At 45.8% G+C, this 21,809-nt stretch carries 7 protein-coding genes; 4 read left to right on the top strand and 3 right to left on the bottom strand.

Annotation, left to right across the window (positions count from 1 at the left end; genetic code table 11):
- Nucleotides 1–21: 21 nt before the first annotated feature.
- Genes rtxA through Xets_RS27840 form a run of 3 tightly spaced genes read right to left on the bottom strand, consistent with a single transcriptional unit; the run spans nt 22 to nt 14,987 of the window.
- A complete protein-coding gene (gene rtxA, locus Xets_RS27850) occupies nt 22–14,112 on the bottom strand; it encodes an MARTX multifunctional-autoprocessing repeats-in-toxin holotoxin RtxA (protein ID WP_187651116.1) in 14,091 nt (4,696 codons plus the stop codon).
- 29 nt (nt 14,113–14,141) lie between these two features.
- Complete coding sequence (rtxC, locus tag Xets_RS27845) at nt 14,142–14,603, bottom strand: RTX toxin-activating lysine-acyltransferase RtxC (protein ID WP_099131122.1); 462 nt, start codon at nt 14,601–14,603, stop codon at nt 14,142–14,144.
- Between the two features lie 33 nt (nt 14,604–14,636).
- The gene (locus Xets_RS27840) at nt 14,637–14,987 is read right to left on the bottom strand and encodes a peptide chain release factor 1 (RefSeq protein ID WP_099131121.1); all 351 of its coding nucleotides are present in this window, start codon (nt 14,985–14,987) and stop codon (nt 14,637–14,639) included.
- A gap of 541 nt (nt 14,988–15,528) precedes the next feature.
- Between Xets_RS27840 and Xets_RS27835 the strand changes: the two genes are divergently transcribed.
- From Xets_RS27835 to ybfE, 4 genes are all read left to right on the top strand, one after another.
- Nucleotides 15,529–17,646, top strand: a complete 2,118-nt coding sequence (locus Xets_RS27835) for a peptidase domain-containing ABC transporter (protein WP_187651117.1) — start codon at nt 15,529–15,531, stop codon at nt 17,644–17,646.
- Nucleotides 17,639–18,994 (top strand): HlyD family type I secretion periplasmic adaptor subunit, encoded by a 1,356-nt coding sequence (locus Xets_RS27830; RefSeq protein ID WP_187651118.1) that lies wholly within the window; start codon nt 17,639–17,641, stop codon nt 18,992–18,994. Before Xets_RS27835 ends, Xets_RS27830 begins: the two co-directional genes overlap by 8 nt.
- A 2-nt stretch (nt 18,995–18,996) precedes the next feature.
- On the top strand, nt 18,997–21,192 hold the full coding sequence (locus tag Xets_RS27825) for a type I secretion system permease/ATPase (protein WP_099131118.1): 2,196 nt from the start codon (nt 18,997–18,999) through the stop codon (nt 21,190–21,192).
- A 223-nt stretch (nt 21,193–21,415) separates the two neighbouring features.
- On the top strand, nt 21,416–21,706 hold the full coding sequence (gene ybfE / locus Xets_RS27820) for a LexA regulated protein (RefSeq protein ID WP_074018441.1): 291 nt from the start codon (nt 21,416–21,418) through the stop codon (nt 21,704–21,706).
- Nucleotides 21,707–21,809 lie beyond the last annotated feature (103 nt).

Genomic DNA, 21,809 nt, shown 5'->3' with positions numbered 1-21,809 from the left:
CAAGATCAGTTAATAAAACTATCAGGCAAGTTTAGATTTCCCGTTTATGGTATCAGACCACGCCGTCATAATGGTTGACTTCGTTTTACTATCAAGCGAATCAATAAAGCCGCTGTCTCCCATATTAGGCGCGAATCCACTCATAGCCTGCACCAGAGAATCTACCGCATTGGCAGAAAGTACCGTATATTCACGCTCGCCCTGTGTATCTTTATCCCCCATTTGGGTGATGATATCCGCACGGTTACCATTGAAATAGTCGTTGAACGTCACAGAACCCATTGCCTCAAACTGCCCCTGTGCAGAGGTATCTTTGACATTACGCTGGGTCAACAGCACCAAGTCGTAACCGCTGCGTTGTAACCACAGGTTTTGCCCATTGATATCATTGAAAATAATCTTGTCACCTTGCTTGATATCTTCAACTACGTTATCAATCACATCACCGCTGACCACAAAGCTATTCACGCCCGTGCCACCCTTGAAGCGGTTTTGGTATCCGCCCAGTATCAGCAGATCATCACCATCACCGCCGTTAAGCTGGCTGAACTTAGATACCACATCGGCAATCAGGTGATCATTACCTGTACCACCATTGATGATAGCGTGATAACCCATCAGTTTGATGGCATTGTTGCCCACATTACCATCGATCTGGTTATAGTTACCGAATACTGTCGCAAAGTCGTTACCTTCGCCTAAATCCACTCGGTTATTATTACCAATGGCTACAACGTAATCCTGATCTTCTCCCGCATCAATGCGGTTAAAGTTGCCGGAAGCCACGATATAGTCGCGTCCCTTGCCGCCATCAACCATGCCACCTTCACCAAAGACAAAGGCCTGATCATCGCCACTTCCCATATAGGCGTAGTTAATCCGTCCAGCCAATACCGCAACATCGTTGCCCGCACCGCCAAACATCATGTTTTCACGCCCCATCATAACACCCACATCATTACCCTGGCCGCCGGTGAAAATATTCGAGGTTCCTACGGAATAGAAGACGTCGTCACCACGGCCGCCCCAGACGTTGTTGTTATCGCCCAGATACGCACCGAGATCTTTACCATCACCCCCCCAGTTAAAGTTGTAGTTACCAAGGGAAACGTGAATATCACCGTCTCCTTGCAGATGGCCGCTGTTACGCAGGAAGTCGAAGGTTTTATCCTCTATGTTCAACAGATCAGCTGTCAGGTTCTTTTTCAGGTTAGTGACCAGCGATTTCATCTCGGCCTGCTTATCCTGATTGAACAGCGTTGCAAACAGGTTTGGCAGGTTCAGGGAAGTCAAACCAACGGGGCGATCTGCCTGTACATCTGCTGTTTCCGGTGTTGATTCATCCCCTTTGCTGATGGATACATGCCCTTCCTGACTTTCATCAGGTGCTTTTGCTTTCAGGCCGTGGCTTTCAGCAAAAGATCTCACACCATCAGCCCCCATATTCAAGCTAGCTTTCAGACTATCGAGTAGTTTTTCTTGATCAGTGAAGGCTTGCAGTTGATCACTACTGAATTCACCGATGATTTCCAGCATTTGACGCAGAATAGCGACACCATCAACAGGCTGGCCTGAACGGGAGACAATATCACCTTTCGGGGTATAATCTACGCCAAAGATATCTGCCAGCGTGGTATCCGCGTTGACGCCTGCCAGATCCCCCAACAATTTATTTTTGAGCTGACGAGGCAAGTCCGTTGGGCTAAAGGTAAACGTGGTTTTTGCCATCCCCGTTGAGGTATATTCCTGCGTCATCAAGCCGAACAGCGATCCCAGGTTGGTATCCAGAATCGACTGAATATTGTCACCGAACATAAAGTTCCAGTTACCCGCCGTTACCTGAATATCAGCACCCTGCCCACCAACGGCAAAGTTAAAGGCCAGTTTTTCATTCGCTTGACGGAACTTATCCGCCCGACTGATTTTGCCCATTTCAGGAGTATTGCCATTTCCACTCAGCCATTGGTTGTATTTCTTGTTCAATGTGCTTTCGAGATCATTTTTCAGGCCACGGCTGCTACGTTCATTTTGCGAGTCGAGATCTGTCAGGGTTTTATAGTCTACACTGCTGGTTAAATCGAGACCGGACAGATCACTGACATATTTCTTCGCACTTTCCAATGTCCATTGCTGGTTTTGTGTAGCTAACCAGTCCGGTGAGTTAAACGATCCGGCAATGTTTTGCAATACACCAGAAATGCGTGCTGCACCGTCAAATGGGTTAACCAACGGTGGTGTCGGAATGGATTTTTCCAGCATGACGATCAGATCATTACTGCGTCCTATGTTGAAACTGATGTTGCGGTTGCCTACAAACAGTTGTGCTCCTTCCAATGCCTGATAACCGGCAATATCAACACTGTGTTTGCTGTTACCCTCACCAATGTGGACCATCACATTGTTATCACCAAAGGCCATGGACTTAAAGCCGCCTGTACCGACCTTGATACCTACATTGGTGGTTCCCCAGTTAATGACCGTAAACTCACCATCACCAGCTTGTACCTGAATATTACCGGAATAACTCAGCTGGTTATTTGATGATACTACTGTTGAATGGTTATCTGCCGTATCACGTTGTTTTGGCGCATGGAATGTCTCGGCATTGTCCGCAATAGCGCCTTGCGCTTTTGCAGCAACCTCAGTCTGACCCACGCGGGATAAGTTGATGTCATTTTCAGCGATACCACGGCGAACACGTTCAGAGTGACTTTCCAATTCACCTTTGTCATTCCACCCCAACACGAGCTTATTATCCGTGAGTTTGTGTACCCACTGTTCCTGCGCATCTTTGGTGTATTTACGGCCAATACTGTCTACCGCAACCTCACTGCTGCGCGCCGATACGGTGGTACGGATACCCAGCTTATCCAGTTCCGAAATAAAGTGATGGGCGAAACCATTGCGGTTATCATCGCCTATCAGAGAACAACCCACGAGGCTGATATGATCTGGCCTCCCCACCTGTTTGAAATCAGTACGGAACTGTTTCAGTTTCAAGGCCAGTTCATCCGCACTGTAACCGCTCATGCGCGTATGATTCTGCGCTAACTCTTCACGTCCATGCCCAACAATCTGCCAGCGTAATTTGCCGGACTGTAATTTATCGGACAAAACAGCCGGATCACCATACACCACGCGATATTGACCGTTGGCATCAAGCTGAACGATCACACTGGAATCCGGGTGCTTACCCGCCAAGTTCGCAGCGGCTTCCGCAACCACAGGATCATTTTCTGTCTGGATAATAACCTGACCAGCAAAGCGGCTATCGCCACCTTCAGGCTGTGGTTTGACCGCAATATCTTCCCAAGAATTAACATCTTGGTTATTCACGTGCATATGGCTTTCCAGCGAGTTATCACTTAATGGTTTTTTTACACCATCAGCCGCATCAATCCCTATCGGTTTCTTGATTGAGGTATCATCAAATACCGGCAGTTCTAACATGTCTCGCATAGTGATTTTATCAGCCGCTCTTGGACGATAAGTTGCCAAAACCTCACCATCAATGACTGCTACACGCTCGAAAACACTTTCCCCTGCTGCGTTCTTCGGCAACCTGTAGCTTTGTGCCATATTCAGATCGGATTCACCGAAGAAACGCGTCACGTAAGCACTAAACTTCTCCGCTGACGAAAATTCAACAATCCCCACGTTTGGATCATAGAAACCATAAACACGATCCTCACTATTTCCTTTGGCCCACGCCGCCATTGCATGGTCTGGTCCATCCAGTTCAAGCAACACGGGTTTATCTTCTGTATTGCCAGCGGTAATTCTCTGGATCACGCCATCTACTGTCAGTGCTTTCGTGTCTTCCAGTTTCTCTTTCCACACTTTGATAAATGTGTCTGCCATCGGGTTCTTGGCATGCAGTGCTGCTAAAGAGCCCAACAGCTTATCCGCGTTGGCGCGCTCAGTTGCAGAATACAGATCTGGATTACTAAGTACAGCCGCCGAAGAATACATTTTTTCCAGCAATTGACGGGCAACACCATCCTGACCATCATTTTCAAGTTGTTTCGCAACCAGAACCAGTTTCGATAATGGATCACAACGTCCGCCAAAACCATCATTTGACAGATTCAACAATAACAACTGTGGTGCCAGTTGTTCGCTTGCCTTAGTATCAGCAATGCCCGTTGAAGCGACATCACGGAACAAGCGATTGTATTTCTCAGCTCTTGGCTGGAAGGTGACTTTTAAGGCGCGGCTTTCAATTTCCCAGGCCAAAGCCCCTTTTTGTTCTGGACTCCAGTTACCTTTAACCAGCAAATCTACCAATTGCTTGATATTCATGTTTGGACGGAAGCCATTCACCACCTGCTCCGCATGACCCTGCTTGTAGCCGGCTAAAAAATCCTCCGTTGTGCGAATATCTTTCGGTTTTTTACCTGGGCTGGATGACTGTGGTTTTAGTGCTTCGCCGTAACGTTTCAGGTCGCTCTTGATACCTTTGAGTACTTTTGATTCATCAGACTGAGGTTTCACATCAAACGCATCAGTCGCACTCTGCCCTGCATTTGGTTGTTTGGTAATATTTTCCGCCGACGCTTTGAGTGTAAATTTACCATTTTCCGAATTAGCAACGACTTTATCGATATTCGACTGCACAAGGTTAGCCGCCTGCCTGAAATTGTTACTTTCAACTTCAACCAGGACTTTCTCACCTTTCTTCGTTGTCACTTCTAACGTCACGGCATCGTTACCGTAATCAACCACTCGTCCTGTGACATTTGAACCCAGCTTAAATGCCTTACCCTGCTCTTTCAGTGCACGCAATACGTACTGTTGTTCACCTGCACGCGCCTGTTTCCAGACTCCGTCATAATGGGTAATGGTGCCATCTTCAAACGTATTGTAGTTAACATAGAAACTTTGGTTTTCTTCTCTGCTGGCGACATATTCATAACCCAATTTGGATTGATATCCCGTTAGTATTCCTTTATGGAAAGAGTCCATAAAGTGTTCAAAATCGCTATAGTTATCAAATGACTTGATACCAAAGTTAGGATCATAGAATGACCAAACGGTTTGATTTTCCCCTTTATGCACAACAACGGCCATTGCGTGATCTTCAGACATAAAGGACATATATGTCGTCTTATCCACATTGCGTAGTTGCTCCATGACAGACTCATAGCCAGCAACATCATTGCTCATCGAGCGGTCAATTCTATCTCCTGTCAGCCCGTTGGCTTTTAGCTTGCCGCCATAAGCTTGATTGGCTTTCCTGCGGTTTACCAAATTAGACATATTTTGCGTCTGGCTATACTGCATTGACAGCAGATCTTGAATTGCCGGACCAATATTTTGGCGGCGATACTGATTAAGCAAAGAGGCTTCAATCGAATTGATATCACTCTTTTTATTCACACTATTGTCATTGTAGGCTTTGACCGCATCCGTCAGCCACGATAAATACGCTTTACCACCACCGACTCCATGTACTCGCTCTTCTATCAGGTAACGGCCAGATAAGGCAAAACAGATGCCTTCCAGAAATTCTTTTGACTCAACGTGATTCCCATTAGTCAGGAGTACATTGCCAATTTCCGGTACCAATTTCTCAAGATTATTTAGCAGAGACTCTCCCTGCGTGAAATGGAATGAGTATTTATCCAACTCTTTTCCACCTGATTTCACATCAAACAGGGTGTAAACCATTTTTTCCAACAAGCCTGCCTTCACGCTACCACTTTCACGCTTAGGTTCGGAAAGTGTTGAGACAATCAGATCGGCGTATTGGCGTATCAATCCACTGTCTTCATGGCCATAGAAGGTCTGTTCACCCGATACCTGATAACCCGCTACAACCAGCTTGGCACGCAGTTTTTCCCCTTCTTTGCCCAATCCTTCATTATCGGTCAATAGCATGATTGGCGTCTGTTTCGAGATGCCTTGCAGATTTTTCTCCAACGAGAACTGACCATTAACAAATTTAGCCAGCCCCGCCGTGATCCCCGCAGGGTTTGGTACTTCATGGGCGGTAATCGCTTTGGTCATGCTTGGCATTGGCCTGTCAAGCAACAAACCCGAAACTGGCTGTCCGTTGCGCTCTGCATAACGGGCAAGATCCGCCGCTACCGCCCCACCCATGGAATAGCCATGGATAATAATATTTTCAGGCTTGATGCCACGGTCATTAACCAAATAGCTGAGCATGGTACGGGCATCCTGATAAAGCCCTTTTTCGCTTGGATGACCATCACTGGAACCATAACCCCGCATGTTCACCGCCAACATATCCACACCCTGTTTTTGGTAATGATTTTGGATAATGCTGGCTTGTTCTTCCGCAGATGAGCCGGAACCGTGAATGAAAAGTACAACTTTTTTCGCTGGACTATGTTCACCCTGATCTTTTTGAGCACCACTATGGTAATAACCCGTTAGACGCCCGGCTTCACCCTGTAGGGTGATCTTATCCGCGGCACCTTTGGCGACAGCCGCATCCAATATTATTTGGGTGTGATTATCGATATTACGGCGATCTTCTCTGGAGCCATAAAGCTCATCGTTCAGGAAACGAGTCACTGGATTGAACGGTTCTCTGTCACGCGGTGGCGTACCATCATTATTAATGGCAACTTTTTCGCCACTTCTCACCGTAAATTCCGTTAATACCAGCGATTCTTCCAGACGGACACTCACTTGTGACAACAAATTTTGTAACGCAGGAACTCGTTTTGAATCTGGATGCCCCTTCAAATAACTTTCAACCTGGTGCAGCAGATCAGTTAATTTTTCCACTGCTTCAAAGTCATTATCCTTGCTGTTTTGCAAAGTATTTTGATAGTTACTGAGGGCATCTAACACATGCCGATAACTGTCACCAAGGATCTTACCTTTAACGTAAGCGGCTTCCCGCAACTCCCCTACAGACATCAAATCAGTTTTCGGTTTATAGCTCCAGCTACCGTCGATTTTTTCCGCAATAATACGGGTACGCCCATGATCGTGGGAAACAATGCGATCTTTCACCAGATGCAACTCATCAGGCAATTGGTCGTAATTGTTATAGTTGGCGAGAATAAAACGCTCAATAGATTTAATCTGAGCTGAATCTTCTGGGTTTTCCATCATAATAGTTTTGAAACTATCATTGTTATTACCCGGCCACGGACGAATTTCAAAGCCTTTAGTATCAGATGCACGTACCAACAAATTGCGTTCTGTACGCAATCCATAGAATGGCAATGCTTGGCTCAGCAGGTTATCAATGGCACTGGTTTTGATATCCAGATCAACCAATGTATCCGGCTTATACTTGTCAGGGTTCAATGCCAGCAGCTTTTCCTGCTCTGCAAAGCTGAGTGAATCAAAACGCGCTTTTACAGAAACACCCGCTTCTGTCAATCTGCGTCCAATGGATTCAGGTGACATACCTTGATATGCTTTGGCCGTTTTATCCAGCAGGCGAATTTCCCCTACCAAGCCTTCACGCTGCAATTGACGCAATACAGGTAATTCAACATTCCAGAAATAGTTGCCAAGACGTAATCCGCCTTCCGCAATGACATAGACATCATCACGTGATCCGGTTGCATAGAGGGAACTCCAGAATCCGGTATTGCTGTATGCCGAAGCGTTAATGGTCGATTGCAAGGCTTTCTGTTCCGCAATGTCAGAATCGAGGAATATCCCTCCCCAACGCATCAGCGTCTTGTTCAGATCAATGGCAAAAGAGTTACCTTTTACATCAATATCGTAAACTACCTTCTTGCCATCAGTCTGTACTGCATCAAGAACTTCACGGTATTGCTTGAAGTTTCTACCAGACCAAAATGAAACGATGCTCTTATCGCCATGTACAGGTTCGAAGCTATAGCCATAGCTTTCCAGTCTTGAGACGAATTCGACGCGCTTATCCCAGTCGTAATCAATTGTGGCATCAACAAATAGTTTCGCTAGTGAAATAACCTGATCTTTCGGTACGCTATTTTCCGTAGCATTCAGGTAGCCTTCAACAAAGGTCACCATTTTCTGTCTGAGATCAGCAGGAATATCCGCATCAACACGGTTAAAACCAGGGACAGGAATGTAGCTATCTGTCGCAGCGCCATTGTCACTATCCAGCCAGCGATAAACATCAGCTACTTTTTGTGCCTTTATTGCCGTCGCAGACACTTTTGACGTATCAATGGATTCTGGTTGAGCCAAAGTTTCACCCAGTGCTTGCAAGCCACTGAGATCTAATCCTGAAATTCTCGGCGTATTCCTGACCCATTCAGTCACGGTATCCATGGACTGGTTGACAGGCTGATCGACTGATGTTTCGGTATGCAGAGATGTCAGAGCAGAGGCGCCAGACTCTTTTTTAGCGCGTATTCCCGCATTGATCTGCAAGCGATTCAGGGCTTCTTTGGCATCGTTCAGTTCGCTCAGATCGTTATCCAGATCTTGCAATTCTTTGCTGAATCGGCCATCTGCCTGAACAGTGAATTCAGAATTGATATTACTCTTGGATTTTTCTGCCTTTTCAACGTCGTCATAGTAATGGGATTCATAGGCTTTACCAGACAAACCGCTGCCTTTTGCGCCGGTACGGGTCGGCTGATAGCTACCATCCAGTTTCGAACCCTTGGCATCATTTTGTACTTGCACAGTTTTACTGTCTGCCACGGAGACTTCATTCTGACCATGTTGCTCTGCTTGCTGCGCTGCTACGTTGCCATCATGTTCTGCTTGTCTGGCCCTTAGCTCACGATCAAGAGCTTCTTTTTCCCTGTTTCTGGCTTGGATCAACGCTTCTTCAACATCCTGCTCAGCATGTTGATGGTTTTGATCAGCCTTAAGTACACCTGCTTCTGATTTAGCGACGGCATCCTTGATATTATCCAGATGTTCCGCTGCCGCTTTTTGTGAATTATCCAGTTGGTTTTGCGCAATTTCGCTAGCGTTGTTCAATTCGGACTGAATACGCTGCCGCAAACCAACAGCAAACTGATCACGCCATTGTTGGCCTGATTCTCCATGATAGGCGGCATGGGTTTCCAGCGCTTCCAAACCTTTGACTTTCGCCATCAGTTCATCTGTTACCGCCTGGGCTTCGCCCTTGATCGCATCACGCTGCGTCTGACCATTAGCGTTCAGAATATCCAGATCGGTAGCTTCCAGTTGTGCCTGGGTGCCAGCAATCGCTGCCAGTTGTTTATCTTTTTCCTGAACCAAACGCTGGCGACCAGCTTCTGCTTTTTCCTTATCCTGCAAGGCGTTATGGGCAGCCTTATCCTGCTGCATATGGTCAGTAATGGCACGGTCTGACAGATAAGATGATGAAGTTGCAGAAACGTTATCCAGAACGTAACCCAAACCATCACCCAAGCCGATTCCAGAAAATCCCAGTAGATTTTTGCCTGCCTTGGCGGTTAAGGTCAGTGTCTTGTTTTGCCACTCGCTTTTACCATTGGCAGCTGCAAAAACAAACTCGCCATTCCACCACACTTCCAGCCCATTATCCGCAGAGCTGCCAACTCGTCTTGCAAAATCGAACTTGACGGTAATTTCTTCACCCTCTGTCAAATTCTGGATATTCTGACAGATATGCGTGTTACCCTTGACATCAAGCTCACTGACGCGATCGCCATGCCCTTCTGCACTCAGGCCGTATGACTTAGCTGAATGACTCGCTTCAATGCCATTGGTGTATGTCCATCCCTTGGCGCCTTGCTCAAAATCACCATTGACGATCAAGTTGCGTGACTGATTTTTTGGATTCAGGTGTTTTTCGTTGCCGAGTGTCTTCTCGATACTCCCCATATCCGGGGTATCAACACCCGTCACAGAACCTTTCAGACTGTCCTTCAAGTCAGAAGTGATTTCATCCATCTCTGTCAGCTTAAAGCCATTCAGAGAGGAAACTTCCGGCAGCTCAATGGCACCACGTCCTTTATGGGTTCCCGATGTATTCGCTTCATCGCCATTTACCAGATAATTGATGCCTTGGCTGCCGGCGCTACCAAGTACTGTCTGTTTGATATTGTCAAACAGCGCATCCAGTTTATTGCTCTGTGTATTGCTTTCCGCCACCGCAAGGCTATAGAAATCACCATTACCCACCTGAATTGCCACGTTGTTACGGGCATAAGAAGCATTGATATTCAGGCCATCACCCACACGGATATTGGCATTGCCCTTGCCTTTCATAACTGAAACATTCAGGCCGTCACCCACACGAGTATTGACGTTGAATTTACCCCAAGCCACATTGACGGAAACACCATCACCGACTTTGGTATTGATATTCAGGTCGCCATGAGCCGCAGTCACGCTAAGGCCATTACCCACCGTGGTTGTGATATTACCCTTACCTTTGGCAGCGGTCACTTGTATGCCATCACCCACTTTGGTGACAACATTGCCCTGGCTCCATAACGCGTTGAAACTATCGCCATCACCAATCTGAGTCACGATATTGGCTTCGCCCTTGGTGAGCACAACATTGCGACCATCGCCGACTTTGGTCATTACGTTAGCCTTACCCCAGGCGCCGGTATAGTCATCACCATTGCCAACATGGGTGAAAATATTGGCTTGCCCTTGAACAACACTAACTTCCTGACCATCGCCAACTTTGGTAATGATATTCGCATCACCTTTGGCGAGGTTATAGCGATCACCATCACCAACATGGGTGAAAATATTGGCTTTGCCCCAGGCGGCATTGATGCCCAACCCATCACCCACTTTGGTGATAATGTTGCCTTCACCTTTCGCAAACCCGACCGTCGTGCCGTCACCAACATGGGTCATGATATTGCCGACTTTAGAAATCAACAGGCCGACCGCGGTTCCATCACCCACTTTGGTCAGAATATTGCCTTTACCCGCTAACAAGGCTGCCGTGGTGCTATTGCCTTCATTATTAACATGAGTCACCACGTTAGCTTCGGAAGCTGCCACAACGCCCATGAAATCATTGCCAACTTTTGTCACAATATTGGCTTTGCCTAATGCCAATACACCGGTCAAGCCATCACCGACATGGGTCATAATATTGGCTTCGCCAAACATGGCAGACAATGTTGTGCCATCACCCACTTTCGTCATGATGTTGGCTTTACCTGCAAACAAACCAATGCTGGTGCCGTTTCCGACATGGGTATAAATGTTGGCTTCACCCACCATCAGTGCCGCTGTCAGATCATCACCCACTTTGGTCAACACGTTTGCCCCACCAATCATGGCTGCGAAAGTGGAACCATCACCAATCTGGGTAAAGACATTGCCTTTGCCAATCATGGCTGACAGCGCATCACCATTGCCGACTTTGGTCGCAATATTGCCTTTGGCGATCATCAGGGCAACGCTCATACCATCGCCAATATGCGTGTAGACGTTACCCAATGCCAGCATCAGTGCCAGTGCATCACCATTGCCAACTTTCGTGAAGATATTGCCCTTCCCCCCCATCAGCGCCCAGGCATTTCCTTCTCCGACATGGGTGAAAATATTGCCAGCACCAATCATAGCCGCAATGGTTGTGCCATCACCCACTTTGGTGAAGATGTTGCCTACTGCCCCCATAATGCCTAACGTTTGCCCATCACCAACATGAGTCAAAACGTTACCGAGACCTAACATAATACCTGTAGTATCACCATTGCCGACTTTGGTCAGGATATTCGCGCCGCCCAGCATAATACCGGTGGTTTTACCATCACCAATATGTGTCAGGACATTGCCGCCACCGCCCATGAGAGCCTGTACATCACCCTTGCCCTTTTTAGTCAGAATGTTGGCACCGCCCAGCGCAATTGCTGATGTATTTGAAGAGCCGGAATAAGAAGCATCATGATTATCAATGTGGGTAATTATATTGGCACCGCCAAACATGGCTGACTGCAAATCGCCTTTACCCACTTTGGTCAGAACATTGGCGCCACCAACCAGTATTGATGAAACGTCACCGTTCCCCATTTGGGTCAGGACATTAGCACCACCAACACCAGTCCAGAAAGCATTACCATGACCGATTTGGGTATGGGTATTAAAACCACCACCCATTGAGATACGGCTGTTGCCATTGCCTTTATGAATGGAGATATTGCCAACAGCCAGAAGGTGAGCAAGATAGCGGCCATCCCCAACGCGAACCAATACGTTTGCTGCCCCACCCGCATTGACATTCATATCACCGTGCTGGCTTTGGTGCAGCAATACGTTGGCAATGCCAGCACCATTGAAATTCAGGTTACCTTCTTTGCCTTTTTTGATGATGACGTTTGCCCCACCACCACCATCGAATTCGGTGTTACCAAACTCAGAGCTATGTTCAATCACATTCGCAATGCCTGCACCTTTAAAGCTGACATTACCACGGGTAACGTTAGATTTAATGATGTTACCACCACCCGCACCGGCATAATGAATATCCCCAGAACTGTCACCATTGCCAGTTGCCGATTTGAACAGCTCCAGATCGCTATATTCATGCATATCAGGCACACGACTGGAATTTGTGCGCACAGCATTAACACTGTAATGAAGATCACTTAGCGAGTAGCTGCCGGTTCCCATATATTGGTAGCCATTGGCGGGGGAGATATTTTCGTTCGCCAAATTTGCTGTATGGTAGCCTTCTTTATATAAGGGACGAGCAAGATATTGCAGCATTCCTGTTTTTGGGTCGTTCCTTAGCTCAACCACCACAACCTTGGTATGTTTGCCAAGTTGCTTACCATAAATATAGGTGTTTGGCATCCGGTTGGATTTGACAGCTTTTACATCAACGGTGGTTCCATCGCGGTAAATAGCATAACCCCCCATTTTGGCATCAGATAAAGTGATATCTGCCGCGTCGATCTGGACACCATTGCCATAATTCACCCATTGGTTTTCCGTCAGTTTTTTCTCAACCGTATAAACCGTTACCTGTTTCCGCTGCTCAACAGTCAGGTTTGACAACGTGTATGCGCCGTCTTCACCGACTGAATTAAATCCCCCTCGCCTTGAGATATCTTGTTTTTCCAACCCCTTAAGATGCTTTCCTTCTTTATACCAGGCGGTCGAAACGTATCTCAGCTTGCCCGTTTCGGGATCATTACGGAGCTGAACCTTGTTGATTTTAGTGTAAGTCCCATCTTCAAACGCAAACAGGTAAGTATTCAACTCCCGCGTCGATTTAAACCCTGCCACCTGATGGGAGTTGCCAATCCATGAACCACTCATGGTTGCCGTTGTCAGCACAACCTCTTCCGCTTTAGCGTATTCTATCCCTTCACTATTGAAATCATTGGCTGTTCCTTTACGGGTAATTTCGTTATAAGCGCCGACACCCGTAAAATAGATATTACCGTGTGCAACATCGGAATAGAGGCTATTGTATCCACCCCCCCCCTCAAACCGGATATCTCCTTGGGTTTCAGAGTAGACGTCATCCACCTGACGAATACGTTCAACACGGTTAGATGCGCCTGCACCACGTAATGTGATGTCGCCAATTTTACCTTTACGGACAATATTATTGGCTGCTCCCGCCCCCTCAAAATCAATGTTGCCATTCTCAACTCGGGAGCTAATGATATTTGCAGCTCCGGCACCCTTGAATGTCAAATCACCACGTGAACCCTGATAACGGTTAAACCAGGTACGATCGATCTTGTTTGCGCCACCAGCTCCAGCGAAATAGAAATTTCCCTGATTAGTTTCATGCCAGAATTCGTTGTATGCACCAGCTCCCTTGAAGCTAATATCACCCTGTAAGCCCTTACGAGTGATACTATTATATCCAGCAGCGCCAGAATAAGAGATGCCACTCTTGTCTCCGGTATGATTGATTTTCACTCCACCAGCGGCGCCCTCAAATCTGATTAGCCCACTTTGTGTCTTGTTGATTGAAGTGAAACCAGAACCCCCTTTCACTGTCAGATTACCAGTCGTGTCATTGACTTTCAGATAGCCAGTCGCTCCCGAAATAGTGTCATCGCCCCACGTGGTATTGACTGTCACGTTAATAGAACCGACAACTATGTTGTCATTTCCACCATAAGCATTAATGACACCATTAATACCGACACCGAAGGCATGTATTGTGTTTCCATCATCATCATCTTCGTATCTCTCAGTAAAGAAGTATTCCGCACTGCGGCTAGATGACTTTCCCATAAAATAATCCTGATATTGGGTAAAAAAAATTAAACAGTGAACCACTGTACCCGACGGATACAGCGGTTATTTGGAACATCCAGAGTTCCCCTGACTGTGCAGGCTTTTTGCCCTTTCCATGCAGCAAAGACACGCCGACGCAGATCGCAGGCAATGTCACGCGCATGTCCGAAAGGCGCAATCATTTCTGGAAAAAAGATATGCTGGCCGGAACGCCAATCTTCCCGCACAATTTCCCGCTCACCGGAAAGAATTGCATCCCGACTGCTGTCAGACAAAAAAGCCCAATTACAAAAAGCAACTGGGCGTTGATGTTCATCTTCGTAATAGCAAAACTGATTAAGCTGGAATGATGGCAAGATACGTTGTTGCCATTCAGCAACTAAATAACGTCGGTGCAAGGGGGAGTGCTGACAAAGCAACATCACCCCACCAATCATTGCCTGTATTTCATTCGCACTCAGTGTTGCTGGTTGATGTGTAATCATCATAGGTTAGCAACGCCTGATAGAATTTTACTGATACTATTTTGCTGTTTCAGAATTGCGTGTTGAACGTTTTTTAGGTTCAGCGGCTTCTGCTTCAACAGATTTTTCGCTTTCATTGATCTCAGGCATAGGTAAAAAGCCAGCGGCAATCAGTTTATTGATTTCGGCTTCCATTCTTGGATCTTCAAGCATACTTTTAACCATAGAAACCATATACATAAAACCAGAAGCAGGCATATGGATCACTTGTTTTAATTGTAATTCCTGATCATTTTCCGCCAGCATACCATTCGCCATTCGATTCGATTCCTGGCCTACAAAATAGAGAGAGAATACGCCTTTGTTATAATTAACGCTTGAGATGGTTTGAACAAATTTTTCAGACATAGCATTATCCATTAAATAAATATTAATTTAATGTTAAAAACACATTAAATTAAAATGATTAAATCATAAATGAATCCATATGCATTATGGTTTCATTTATGATTAAACCTGATTGCTACGGTTATCTAAGTAAGCTAAAGTAAGTTATATTTTCCTTATTTTTCAATAGCTATTATCTTGAAATAACTATCTTTTTGAAAGAACTATCCAAAATACAAAATAGCAAGTAAAGTATAAGCCAACTTAAGTATGTTCTATAATCCAAATGGTATACTGATAATGAGTTACCAACCAGGGTTTACCGATAACGTTGGATAAAGATATATCTATTTATCGGCTAAGATCAACATATAAATAGTAAAATGCCTGTTTAGGCTCTACATTTTGTCCCAATTACCGACATTCATGGGTTCTTTGAGAGCAGATAATATCTTTCAAGAGATTTTGTTAAGATTATTTAATAAATATTATGCCTTATTATTTTTCAGGTTATCTCTTTACATCAAAAATGTGATTTTTTATTTAAAATAGATTTAATTTAATGAATGAAATAGAAAAAACAATAATATCATTAATTAATTTAATAATAATGATATCTAATAGGGATCATGTAACCACATCAAATAAAAACTTAAATGATGGTGATGATTATATTTCTACTCTAAACAAGCTGCAAAAAGAATGTAATATTAGTATTAAAAACAAACACGCTAGAAATAAGAAGTTAGGTAACATATCACTACCAGCCATTTTGTTTAACAATGATGGACAACCCTTTATTCTGGCAAAATATGATGAGCAACGAGTACTAATCCAAAAACCCCACCAAGAAACGCCTGAGATATTAGGTAAAGAAGAATTTATCAATCTATGGAGTGGCAGGTGGATAAAAATAAAACAAAAAAGCAACCAATTTAATATTCGCTGGTTTATTCCTGAATTTGTCAGGCAAAAGAAGAACCTTACGGAGATCCTCCTGTTCTCCTTCGTTCTACAAATCCTGGCACTTATTTCTCCTTTGGTCGTGCAAGTTATCATGGACAAGGTTCTTGTACACCAGGCGCTTTCCACATTGGATGTGCTGATTTTTGGGCTGGTGGCGGCTGGATTGGTTGAAATTATTCTGCGGGGATTACGTGAATACCAGTATGCCCACACCGCCAACCGGATTGATATAAAACTTGGCCTGAAACTGGTTAAGCACCTGTTTGGCCTGCCATTGCTATTTTTTAAATCCCGTCAAGTAGGCGCGATTGTCACACGAGTACGGGAACTGGAAACGGTTCGAGAGTTTTTAACCGGCTCTATGTTCACCTTGTGTATCGACGTTTTGTTCATGTTCGTATTTATTTATGTCATGAGCCTATTGTCCGGTATGTTGACCCTGATTTTCCTGCTTACCCTACCCTGCTATGCCCTGCTGGCCTGGTGGGTAACACCGAAAATTGAAAAAGCGGTGGAAAAACAGTTCACTCATGCTGCAATGAATACCTCTTTCCTGACTGAAACCGTTGCAGGTGCCGAGACACTAAAAAGCCTCGCCGCTGAACCCCGCTTTATTCGCCGCTGGGATAGTCAGACTGAAAAGATGGTCAGCACCAGTTATGATACACAGCAATGGGACAATCGTTCCGGTCATCTGGTGATGGTGCTACAAAAAGTTACCAGTGCGGTGATTATCTGGTTGGGCGCTTCGGAAGTGCTTTCCCTGCACATGACCATTGGTCAATTGATCGCCTTCAATATGATGGTAAGCCACACCCAGCAACCCCTGGCCAAGTTGGTGCAACTCTGGGGGCAATTTATCCGTTCACGCATTGCCATTGATAAGCTGGGGGATATGCTGAATCTGCCAACAGAGCAACAATCAGGCAATGAACAGGTTGCCTTACACGGGGCAATCTCATTCTCTGACATCGTCTTTCGCTATCAACCTGATCTCTCCCCCACTATCAACCATTTCACTCTGAATATTCGGCCGGGGGAAACTGTAGGCGTTGTCGGAACCTCTGGTTCTGGAAAAAGCACCCTTGCACGTTTGCTGTTACGGCTTTATACCCCAGAAAGTGGAACTATCACGCTGGATGGCGTTCCCTTGCAAAACTTCAATATTGAATCCATCAGGCAGCAGATTGGCATCGTTCTGCAAGAAAACTTTCTATTTAACAAAACGGTGTATGAGAATTTGTCCCAATCTTGCCCTGACGCCCCGTTATTTGCGGTCATCGAAGCGGCAAAACGGGCAGGAGCACATGATTTTATTCTTAAATTACCGATGGGGTATGACACGGTGATCGCCGAAGGGGGGCAATCGCTATCAGGCGGGCAGCGACAGCGTCTCGCCATTGCCAGAACCCTGCTGTCAGATCCCAAGATTTTGATCCTTGATGAAGCCACCAGTGCACTGGATGATGAATCACAAGCCATCATTCAATCTAACATGGCTGAGATTGCCCAAGGCCGAACGGTCATTACCATTGCACATCGGCTCTCCACGGTACGCCAATGTGACCGGATCATTGTATTACACCAGGGCCAAATCATCGAACAAGGTAGCCATGAACAGCTTCTGCAACAAGGCAAACACTATCGGAAACTTTGGCAGTTACAACAAGAACTAAAACAGGAAACAACACAGGAGGAGCCTGCCCATGTTTAAGGCTATCTTGCGCAGAGGGATCAAACAGTTACGTACTGCCAACCCGCATTATGATTTTTTACCGACACACTTGGCATTGTCACAACGCCCACCTTCTCCGTTCGCTCGTTATACAGCAATAACCCTAAGCATTAGCGTTCTGGTTGCTCTGCTATGGGCTTGTATGGGGAAACTGGATGTACAAGCAACCGCAACCGGACGCCTGATAGCTTCTGGTCGTTCCCAAATTATTCAGGCATATGAGCAAAGCCGACTGCTTGCCATTCATGTCCAAAATGGTCAGCATGTTGAAAAAGGTGCGCCACTGCTGACGCTCAATACGCTCGGTGTCAATCAGGATATTGCCCGTTTGAGCGAGCAACGCGATTATCTGGTGGAAGAGGAAATTCGTTACCAGGCCCTGCTTGAAAAGCACGATCCCAAATCCCTGCCGCTTTTCCAGCAGCAATCCGCAGATAAACAGGAAAGAATTCTGACGCATTACGCTCACGAAAAGCAGGAATTTGACTCAATCATTACCAGTATCCACGCAGAAATGGAAGAGAACCTCACCTCCCAAAAGGCGCGAAATAGCGATATACACTCATTGACTCATCTGCGCGAAAATATCAACCAGCGTTTACAGGCCAGAAAGACTTTGAGCCAGAAGCAGGTTATCAGCAAGGTAGAATATCTGGAACAAGAAAAAGAATTTCTGGAAACAGAAAGGTTGATCGCTCAACAAAAATCGGAACTCGATATTCTGATGACTAAATACAAGAGTCTGGAAGAGCGCTTAAAAGGCACTAAAATAACAAAAGAGCGGGAATGGTTTGAGAAAAGAAAACAGGCAAAAATACAGTTATCGTTAACGCATCAAGAAATTTCGAAAATGCAAGAGCGGGAAGAACTTGAGGTTGTACGCTCTCCCGTCACTGGCACAGTTCAACAATTAACTGTCCATACCCTCGGCGCTGTTCTGCAACCTGCGCAGAATTTGATGGTGATTGTTCCAGATGAACATGTACAACTCGCTGAAATCCAGATCCTGAACAAAGATGTCGGTTTTGTCCGAGCTGGCCAGCACGTTACAGTCAAAGTCGATGCTTTCCCCTATACTCGCTATGGCACAATTGAGGGAGAGCTACTTAGCATTTCGCGGGATTCCACCACTGATGAACGGTTAGGTCTGGTTTTTCCCGCACAAATTAGCCTCAAACAGAACAACATTATGGTAGATGGGAAACCTGTTGAAATCACGGCGGGTATGTCTATCGTTGCGGAAATCAAAACAGATCAGCGAAGAGTCATTGATTATCTGCTCAGCCCAATCCAGGAATATCAATCTGAAGCGTTGAGGGAAAAATAATCATGGCTGATACTTTTTCCTTCACCTGTAACTCAGATACAGACAAAAAACCCGACCACACAATCGGTGCAAATAGCGATATCAATGCAAACAATTATGCGCTGGACTGTATCGCCTATTTAGGAAAACAGTTCCATAAAGTGGCTTCTGTCGGACAATTACATCATTCCCTGGGGCTAGACTCTCTTGCACTAACAGATCCACAACTACGTGAAGCTGCGGATGCCATTGGGCTACACAGTAAGTTTGAACGCCTGACACCTGATAGCGCCACCACATTACCTTTACCTGCATTGGTTGAATTGGATCAGCGCTGGTGGGTATTGTCAGAAATCCGTCCTGACACATTTACGCTGTTCGATCCTGCCACCGAAAAATATGAAGTGCGTGCATTTTTGCACGATGAAAAAATGAGGGGCAGCCAATCTAACGGATACAAGGTGCTGCTGCTAGCAGATAAATCCCTGACCAGGCAACAGGTTAAATTTGGACTAAGCTGGTTTTATCCCTCTATTTTCAGGCAGAAAAACCAGTTACGGGACATTTTCCTGTTTGCTATCGTGTTGCAACTTTTTGCCCTGGCAGCGCCCTTGCTATTTGAAAATGTCATTGACAAGGTGCTGGTTGGGCGGAGTATTTCCAGCCTGCATATATTAGGCATGGCGATGCTGGCACTGGCATTAGCAGAGCCTCTATATGGGTTCCTGCGCAATACCGTGTTTGGGCATACGGCCAGCCAAATCAATGCTGAACTCTCCGGCAAACTGTATCGTCATCTTGTAGGATTGCCCTTGCCTTATTTCAAACAACGGCAGACAGGGCAAATTATCGCCAGAGTCAGGGAAATGGCACAGATCCGCCAGTTTTTGACCGGATCTACCCTTATGCTGTTACTTGACCTGATTTTCATTATTCTGTTTCTGGGCGTGATGTTCCATTACTCCTCCCTGCTGACATGGCTCGTAATCAGTTCACTGGTTCTCTATTTTTTGCTATGGATCGCCGTCGGTCCCATTATTCGGCGCAAGGTAGAAAAAGAGTATGAAGCCGATGCCAATGCCACCAGCTTCCTGACAGAAGCCGTCACGGGAATTGAAACCATTAAGACTACCGCGACAGAAAAGCGCTTTTTGTACCAATGGCAAAAGGTATTAAGCGAGCAATTAATCCAGCGCTTTACAGCCCAAAAAAGCGGACTGGCTGCGGGACAAGGGATTGAGCTGATCCAAAAAGTGGTTGCCGCCCTGCTTTTGTGGTGGGGAGTCCGAGGCGTGCTTGATGGAGAGTTGTCCCCTGGTGAATTAATTGCTTTTAATATGCTGGCGGGGCATGTTACCCAACCTATCCTAAGATTGGCACAAGTTTGGCAAGACTTTCAGCATACCCTGATTGCCCTGCGGCGGGTGGGTGATATTCTTGATGAACCGATGGAAAGCAGTAAACAAGGGCTGGCATCGGCTCCCGAACTGGCAGGCCAGATTGAATTCCGCAATATACGCTTCCGCTATCATGCAGATACGCCAGAAGTGCTGGTAAATTTGTCACTGGAAATTAAGGCCGGAGAATTTATTGGCATTACGGGGCCATCGGGTTCCGGCAAAAGTACCTTGACCCGATTGTTGCAGCGCCTATATGTGCCACAACACGGTCAGGTTTTGGTGGATGGAATGGATTTAGCGATTGCCGACCCAGTGTCACTGCGCCGTAATATGAGCGTGGTCTTGCAGGAGAGCATTCTGTTTTCCGGCAGCATTGCGGACAATATCCGCCTGTGTAAGCCTCATGCCAGTGATGAGGAAGTCTATCGGGCGGCAACCTTAGCGGGCGCGGTTGATTTCATCAATGCATTTCCACATAAATTTGCCCATCCTGTTGGCGAAAAAGGGGGCAACCTTTCTGGCGGACAACGGCAGCGTATCGCATTGGCAAGGGCATTGCTGAATGATCCCAAGATCTTGATCCTTGATGAAGCCACTTCCGCACTGGATTATGAATCCGAAGCTGCCATCATGAGTAATATGGCAGAGATATGCCGAAACCGAACCGTGATCAGCATTGCTCATCGGCTCAATACTATCCGCCATGCTGATAAGATTTTCGTTTTAGATTTGGGGAAAATCGCTGAATCAGGTTCACATGATGTTCTGGTACAACAAAATGGCTTATATGCACAGCTTTGGCATCAACAAACGAAGTGATGACTAAAAAAGAAACTTATCTCATCCACGAACAGCAGCCCGATATCATTCTGGTCAGGAGTATCGACAAAAATATCATCACTGACATTGTATACAGAAAAATTACCTCAAAAGGGTACTCCCACCGACAAAAGGCGGGAAGGGAAACTAGTAGCGACACGCGTCCAGCTAAGGTATTATTGCCCGCTATATTATTGGTACACGCCCATTATCAATTGAATTTATGGCAAAAGAACAAACTGATCGCACCACACTGGATTTGTTCGCAGATGAACGCAGGCCTGGGCGACCTAAAACAAATCCGCTGTCCAGGGATGAACAGCTCAGGATCAATAAACGCAACCAGTTGCGACGAGATAAAGTCAAAGGATTGCGTCGAGTGGAACTCAAACTTAATGAAGATGCCGTCGATGCACTAAACCATCTGGCAAAACAGCGCAACATTAGCCGCAGTGAATTGATTGAACAAATGTTATTAGCCCAACTGACAGAAAAAAATCACCTTGCCGATTAACGGCTTTTATTAAACACAATGAAGCGGTGTCACCACACAAATCTGACAGATTTGTCATGGATGTTTGGTCAGAATAACGCTTTTCATGTTACTAAAACTGACA

Source organism: Xenorhabdus sp. TS4 (assembly GCF_014467265.1).
GTDB classification, from domain to species: domain Bacteria; phylum Pseudomonadota; class Gammaproteobacteria; order Enterobacterales; family Enterobacteriaceae; genus Xenorhabdus; species Xenorhabdus ehlersii.
This window is presented reverse-complemented; position numbering and strand designations above follow the sequence as displayed.

Coding starts and splice junctions, on each gene's coding strand:
- rtxA (WP_187651116.1), bottom strand. CDS start 14,112: ATGGGAAAGTCATCTAGCCGCAGTGCGGAATACTTCTTTACTGAGAGA.
- rtxC (WP_099131122.1), bottom strand. CDS start 14,603: ATGATGATTACACATCAACCAGCAACACTGAGTGCGAATGAAATACAG.
- Xets_RS27840 (WP_099131121.1), bottom strand. CDS start 14,987: ATGTCTGAAAAATTTGTTCAAACCATCTCAAGCGTTAATTATAACAAA.
- Xets_RS27835 (WP_187651117.1), top strand. CDS start 15,529: ATGAATGAAATAGAAAAAACAATAATATCATTAATTAATTTAATAATA.
- Xets_RS27830 (WP_187651118.1), top strand. CDS start 17,639: ATGTTTAAGGCTATCTTGCGCAGAGGGATCAAACAGTTACGTACTGCC.
- Xets_RS27825 (WP_099131118.1), top strand. CDS start 18,997: ATGGCTGATACTTTTTCCTTCACCTGTAACTCAGATACAGACAAAAAA.
- ybfE (WP_074018441.1), top strand. CDS start 21,416: ATGGCAAAAGAACAAACTGATCGCACCACACTGGATTTGTTCGCAGAT.